Origin of the sequence: Natronolimnohabitans innermongolicus JCM 12255 (assembly GCF_000337215.1) — an archaeon.
Classification (GTDB): domain Archaea; phylum Halobacteriota; class Halobacteria; order Halobacteriales; family Natrialbaceae; genus Natronolimnohabitans; species Natronolimnohabitans innermongolicus.
Map to the genome: position 1 here is coordinate 1 of NZ_AOHZ01000056.1, position 5,083 is coordinate 5,083.

The following is a 5,083-nucleotide window of genomic DNA, read 5'->3' on the forward strand; positions in this document are numbered from 1 at the left end:
TCCCTCGCGCCATCAGAGATGTGTATAAGAGACAGAGGCTGCCGCGAATCCGTTCCGTGACGCCCTCGTCGGCATCGGGTCGGTCGAACCCCTCCTGTAAGAGTCCGATCGAGAGCGCCTCGGCGTCGCCGTCGAGTCGCTCGTGGTACGGTTCGACGGGCACCGACGACGGCTTCCGCAGATCCCGTTCGTTGCTGCCGGCGATTTCCGAGAGGACGCGTGCGGTCGTCTCGACGTCCCCGGCCATCGGCCCCGGATGATCGATCGCGTGGGCGAGACCGACGCAGCCGGTGTAGGGGACGAGTCCGTAGGTCGGTTTGTGGCCGACAATTCCACAGAGGGCCGCCGGCGTCCGGACGCTGCCGCCCTGATCGGTGCCGATCGCAGCGTCGACGTCGTCGGTCGCCACGAGGACCGCGCTCCCGCCGCTCGAGCCGCCCGCGAGGCGTTCGTCGTCGTGGGGGTTCGTGATGGGGCCGAACGCGCTGTAGCCCGTGCTCGTCATGGCGAAGTCGTCCATGTTCGACTTGCCGACGATATCGGCGCCGGCCTCGAGCAGCCGGGTGACGATGGTCGCGTCGACATCGGGAACGTACCCCTCGACGACCTGCGAGCCGCAGGTCATCTCGACGCCGGCGACGCAGACGTTGTCCTTGATCGCGACGTCCATCCCGTCGAGGTCGCCGCCGTCGTCACCCGCGACGTAGCACGCGCTCACCCAGGCGTTGTGGGGGTTCTCCGAGTCGGGAACGCGCGTTCCGTGCGTTCGCTCGCGTCGCTCGCCGCCGCCGAGTCGCGGCGTCGGATCGTACGACCGGACCGTCTCGTAGGCCTCGGTGCGCTGCTCGATCATCTCGGCGAAGAACTCGAGTTCGTCGGCAGTGAGATCCAGATGCAGCGACTCGGCCAGCTCGCGCAAATCGTCTTCCGTCGGCGGTCGAAGCGGCATACCGGAGCAACGGTCCGGGCGGCAAAATGAGCCGTTGGCCGAAGCGGTGACTCTCTGTCTCTCGTGACCGTCCAGGCCGTCTCATACGGTTTACTGTCCGTCAGCTCCGGCGAACCGCCGCCCGGGCCGCGGTTGCGCCGGGACATCGGAACAGCAATCCGTCTCAGTCGTCGCTCGGAACGCTCCCGGTCGGGCCGTTGGCGGTCGGGTTCTCGTCGATGAACCAGCCGTCTTCGGTCGCGTTCTCGGCGATGTGGGGCTGGAAGACCCAGGCCGCCAGGGCGACGATCGGAATCATCGTCAGCCCGACGATGGCGTAGCCGACGTGGAGGTTGGGCAGGAATGGCGCGGCGAAGACCAGCGGGTAGATCGAGCCGCCGACCGAGCCGATGCCGCCGACGACGCCGGCGACGGACCCCGAGTTGTCGGGGAACATCGCGGGCACCTGCGCGAAGATCGCGCCCTCGGAGAACGCACAGCCCAGCCCGACGAAGAAGCCGGCGAGAACGGCCGCGTAGATGTTCCCGGTCAGCCCGGCGGCCGTCATGCCGAACATCGAGAGCACGACAAACACCAGCGTGATGAACGTCCACTGCTCGCGGAATCGACCGTCGAACCACGGCAAGGGCTCGAGTTCCCGACGTGCGAACACGTCGCTGATCCAGCCGCCGAGCGGTCGGAGCAGGCCGGCGGCGATCGAGAACGTCGCCGCGAACGTCGCGGCGATCACCAGATCACCCTGACCGAACCCTTCGCGGTAGTACGTGCCCAGCCAGCCGTTCATCGCCAACTCGAGGCCGAAGGTCATGACGTAGGCCGCCGAAAGGACCACCGCGCCGTGGCGGGTGGCGACGTAGAGCCACTGTTTGAGCGTGACGCCCTGCTTTGCGGCCTGCCGCCGTTCCTCCGTTTTGGCCGCGTCGCCGAACAGGAGGTAGACGACGCCGAGGACGATGGCGAGGACGCCGGTGTAGAAGAAGGCGGCGCGCCAGTTCGACGCGAACAGCGGACCCGCGTACCCCTCGCCGAAGATTCGCGGTAACGTGAAGTACGCACCGAGACCAGCCCCAGCGTTACCGACTCCGGCGAAGATCCCCTCCGCGAGTCCGAGGTTCTCCTCTTCGAACCACTGGGCGACGTGCTGGATGCCGATGACGAACGTGATGCCGGCCAGCGAGGCGACGATCCGCGAGGCCGTAAACACCTCGTAGGTCGTCGCGAACGCACTGATGATCGAGAAGATGCCGACGAGCACCAGCGTGAAGCCGGCCGTGATCGGCGCGCCGAACCGATCGGTGAGCGGTCCGATGACGATTCTGCCCAGCGGCACGGCGATGACCGCCGCGCTCGAGACGATTCCGAGCTGGGCAACCGAGAGACCGAACTCGTCGGCGATCCCCTCGGTAAACGGGGCGAAGGAAAACCAGATGACGAAGCCGAGGTTGAACATCGCCGTCGCCAGCAGCAAGTTCTTGTACTTCGCCTGAATCATCGGTCACTCCCTCTTGACCGCGGTTCGACCGGCAACTTCGGGTCCGAACGGCATGACCGTTTCTGAACGCGACTGTAGTGTAACTGCGTTTTCTTGTGGCCGAACGACCTCATATTTCATCTATACTTGGACGAGCGAACGCCTATAAGCGTAGTTATTACTTAGTTCTAACACTGGTGTGCAGTAACTATCTCACTAGATGTCCTCTAGGACTGGAACGCTGCAGACGGGACCCGCGGCTCGGTTGTACATTCGACTGACGCGGACAGAAAACCACACACTCGTCACTAGTTAGTCGATGGTCGAGAAAACTCGCAACGATATCTCACTCCTCGAGGTGTTCGATCCCTTTCTTCGAGACGTTTGCCTCCGTGATCTCGCTCGGCATCCAGTCGGGTTTGTCGTCGGGGGCCGTCTCCTCCCACGCCCAGCCGTCGTAGATGTGTACCTTGTCGGTGCCTTTCTCTCGGAGTCTGAGTTCGACGCGTTCGGCGCCCTCTTCGCTCGAGCCAGGCTCGAGTCGACGGGCCGCTTTCAGTGCGGCCTGGCGGGGCGTATTGCCGGAGAACACGCTCGACTCCTCGCCGTCTGATTCGCGCAGTGCAAAGTTTCGTTTCCCATCTTCGCGTACCATAGATTTCGCCTCCGTGTCAATCCAGCACACGATCCGACATAAAGATATCCCCCGAAATCGACCGACTGCGGCGGTATCTTTAAGTGGATAGCCTACGGCAGTCTTTCGCAATATCCCTTCGTTGCGCCGGTCGAGGACCGTGTCCTGTCCCCGTCGTTCCGGCAGAATTCGATCAGTTGTCGGCCGTCGAAAACACTTAAGTATATCCTACGGCGAAGTTCGTCATAGAATCCCGCGATGGTACGGAAAAAGAAGCTGAGTCCAAGCGGTGCGAAAGACGAAGACGGCAACTATCACAACGTTCACCTCAATCTCCACGAGGACGAACTCGCAGTCGCGGGGATGGATATCGGTGACGAAGTCTTCGTCCGAGTCCGGGACGGGAAGATTATCATCCAGAAAGCCGACGAGGACGACGTCGAACACGAGTTCTGACAACGAAGTTTTGCGCTGCGGGCCGCCTTCAGCGGCCCTCGGCAAAAATTCGATTAAAGCCTCCTCCTTTTTCTCCGCTCCTTCGTTCGCGCCGAGTCAGTCGTCGGCCCGCTCGCCCGGCCTTCGGCCTCGCTCGCGGTACTACTTCTCGTAGTGATCAGGCCCCTCGAGCTATGCGTTCCCCATTGCTTTCGCTCTCCCAGCGGCGCGTTCTGATATCCGCTCTCCTCTTTAGGTGCACCTAAATTATATGTGACTGTCTTTTTTAGGTTAGCCTAAAATGGTCGGCGCAACACTCGACGACATCAGACGGTGTATCGAGTCGCTCGCCAGCGACTCCGGATCGTACTACCTCGTTTGCGCTCGCACGGGAGAGCGGCCGGTTCCCGCCACGGGTCTCTCCTTCGAGAGTCGGACGACGGCTCGAGCGGCCGCGCGAGCGACCGAACAGTACCGCGGAGCGCTCCGGCAGTACGATCCGCACGTGCCGTACTATGACGTGATCGTCTGTTCGCGCGCGGCGGACGGCACGGCGGTCGATGGCGAGTCGTCGGCTACGGCCGCCGACCTCGAGACGCGGTCACCGGCCGATCACGACCCGAATCGATCGGTCGTCGACTTCTGTCACACCGTCGCGGGCGCCGTCTTCGAGACGATCGACGACTCGTCGCACGCGGCTCTCGAGGACACGATCATGGACACCTACTTCGAGACCGCCGAAACGATCGACGACCCCGACGAACTCTGCCTTCGTCTGCTCGAGAGCACGGCTGTGGAACTCGAAGATTCCCTCGAACCGGCCGCCCAGCGCGACGTCCTGTTGGCGGCCGCACAGCGACTCCCCGCGCGACCGTCGGGCGACGACCCGCTCGAGGCGACGCTGTCGCGACTCGAGTCCGTCGCGTTGCTCGAGTCGTACGCGATCGAACCGACGGTCGACCTCGACACCGGCACGCGGTCATGGGCCGTCACGCTCGAGGACTACGTGCTCGGCCGATCGGCCGACCGCGCGGTGACGCTTCCGATGGTCCTCGAGTTGTTCCGTCGGTTTCCGAGTCGAGACCTCGCCGTGGCCGCCGCGTCCTCGCCGGATTCGAACTGGCGGATCGACGTGACGACCGCGCCCGCCGACGGTCCGAGCGGCCTCCTCAGCGTTTCCTGGGGTGAGCGATGACCGTCACGACCCGCATCCACCGGGCGCGAGAGCGAGTCGACGCCGAGCGGACGCAAACCGACGAGACGGTCGCGGCCCTCGAGCGCTTCGCCCGCGCGCTCGAGGGGATCGAACCGGCGTCGCCGCCTCGGACGGCGGCGTCGACGGGCAACGCGACGGCGGTCTCGACCTCGGTAGTCGACGCTCGAGCGGCGCCGTCGCGGTCGCCGGATCGGTGTCGAGCGGTTCGGGACGCGTTCGACGAGACGGTTCGGGAGGCGACGCCGAGCGCTGCTCGGCCGCCGACGCTCGCGGAGCACGTCCGGGACGAACTCGGTCCTGACCTCGCGCTCGCCCTGTCGCCGGAGAGCGACCGTCGATTCACGCCCGACGTGAAGGCCTGTCTCTTATACACATCTC

General features: G+C 64.5%; 6 protein-coding genes. 3 read left to right on the forward strand and 3 right to left on the reverse strand.

Annotation, left to right across the window (positions count from 1 at the left end):
- The 3 genes from C493_RS12295 to C493_RS12305 all read right to left on the reverse strand — a co-directional run.
- Positions 1–949: amidase family protein (locus C493_RS12295; protein ID WP_007259768.1), on the reverse strand; the 949-nt coding region annotated here is incomplete at its 3' end.
- A 163-nt stretch (positions 950–1,112) separates the two neighbouring features.
- Positions 1,113–2,441: an MFS transporter gene (locus tag C493_RS12300; protein ID WP_007259769.1), complete on the reverse strand. Its 1,329-nt coding sequence runs from the start codon at positions 2,439–2,441 to the stop codon at positions 1,113–1,115.
- Positions 2,442–2,766: 325 nt separating this feature from the next.
- Positions 2,767–3,075 carry a non-histone chromosomal MC1 family protein gene (locus C493_RS12305; RefSeq protein WP_007259770.1) on the reverse strand — a complete coding sequence of 103 codons (309 nt, stop codon included), beginning with the start codon at positions 3,073–3,075 and terminating at the stop codon, positions 2,767–2,769.
- Positions 3,076–3,312: 237 nt separating this feature from the next.
- Between C493_RS12305 and C493_RS12310 the strand changes: the two genes are divergently transcribed.
- The 3 genes from C493_RS12310 to C493_RS12320 all read left to right on the forward strand — a co-directional run.
- Entirely contained in the window at positions 3,313–3,510 is a 198-nt protein-coding gene (locus tag C493_RS12310) for a hypothetical protein (protein ID WP_004215684.1), read from the forward strand.
- A 280-nt stretch (positions 3,511–3,790) separates the two neighbouring features.
- A complete protein-coding gene (locus tag C493_RS12315; RefSeq protein ID WP_007259771.1) occupies positions 3,791–4,684 on the forward strand; it encodes a DUF7551 domain-containing protein in 894 nt (297 codons plus the stop codon).
- A partial coding sequence (locus C493_RS12320; RefSeq protein ID WP_007259772.1) for a DUF7260 family protein occupies positions 4,681–5,083 on the forward strand: 403 nt, incomplete at its 3' end. The genes C493_RS12315 and C493_RS12320, both read left to right, overlap by 4 nt.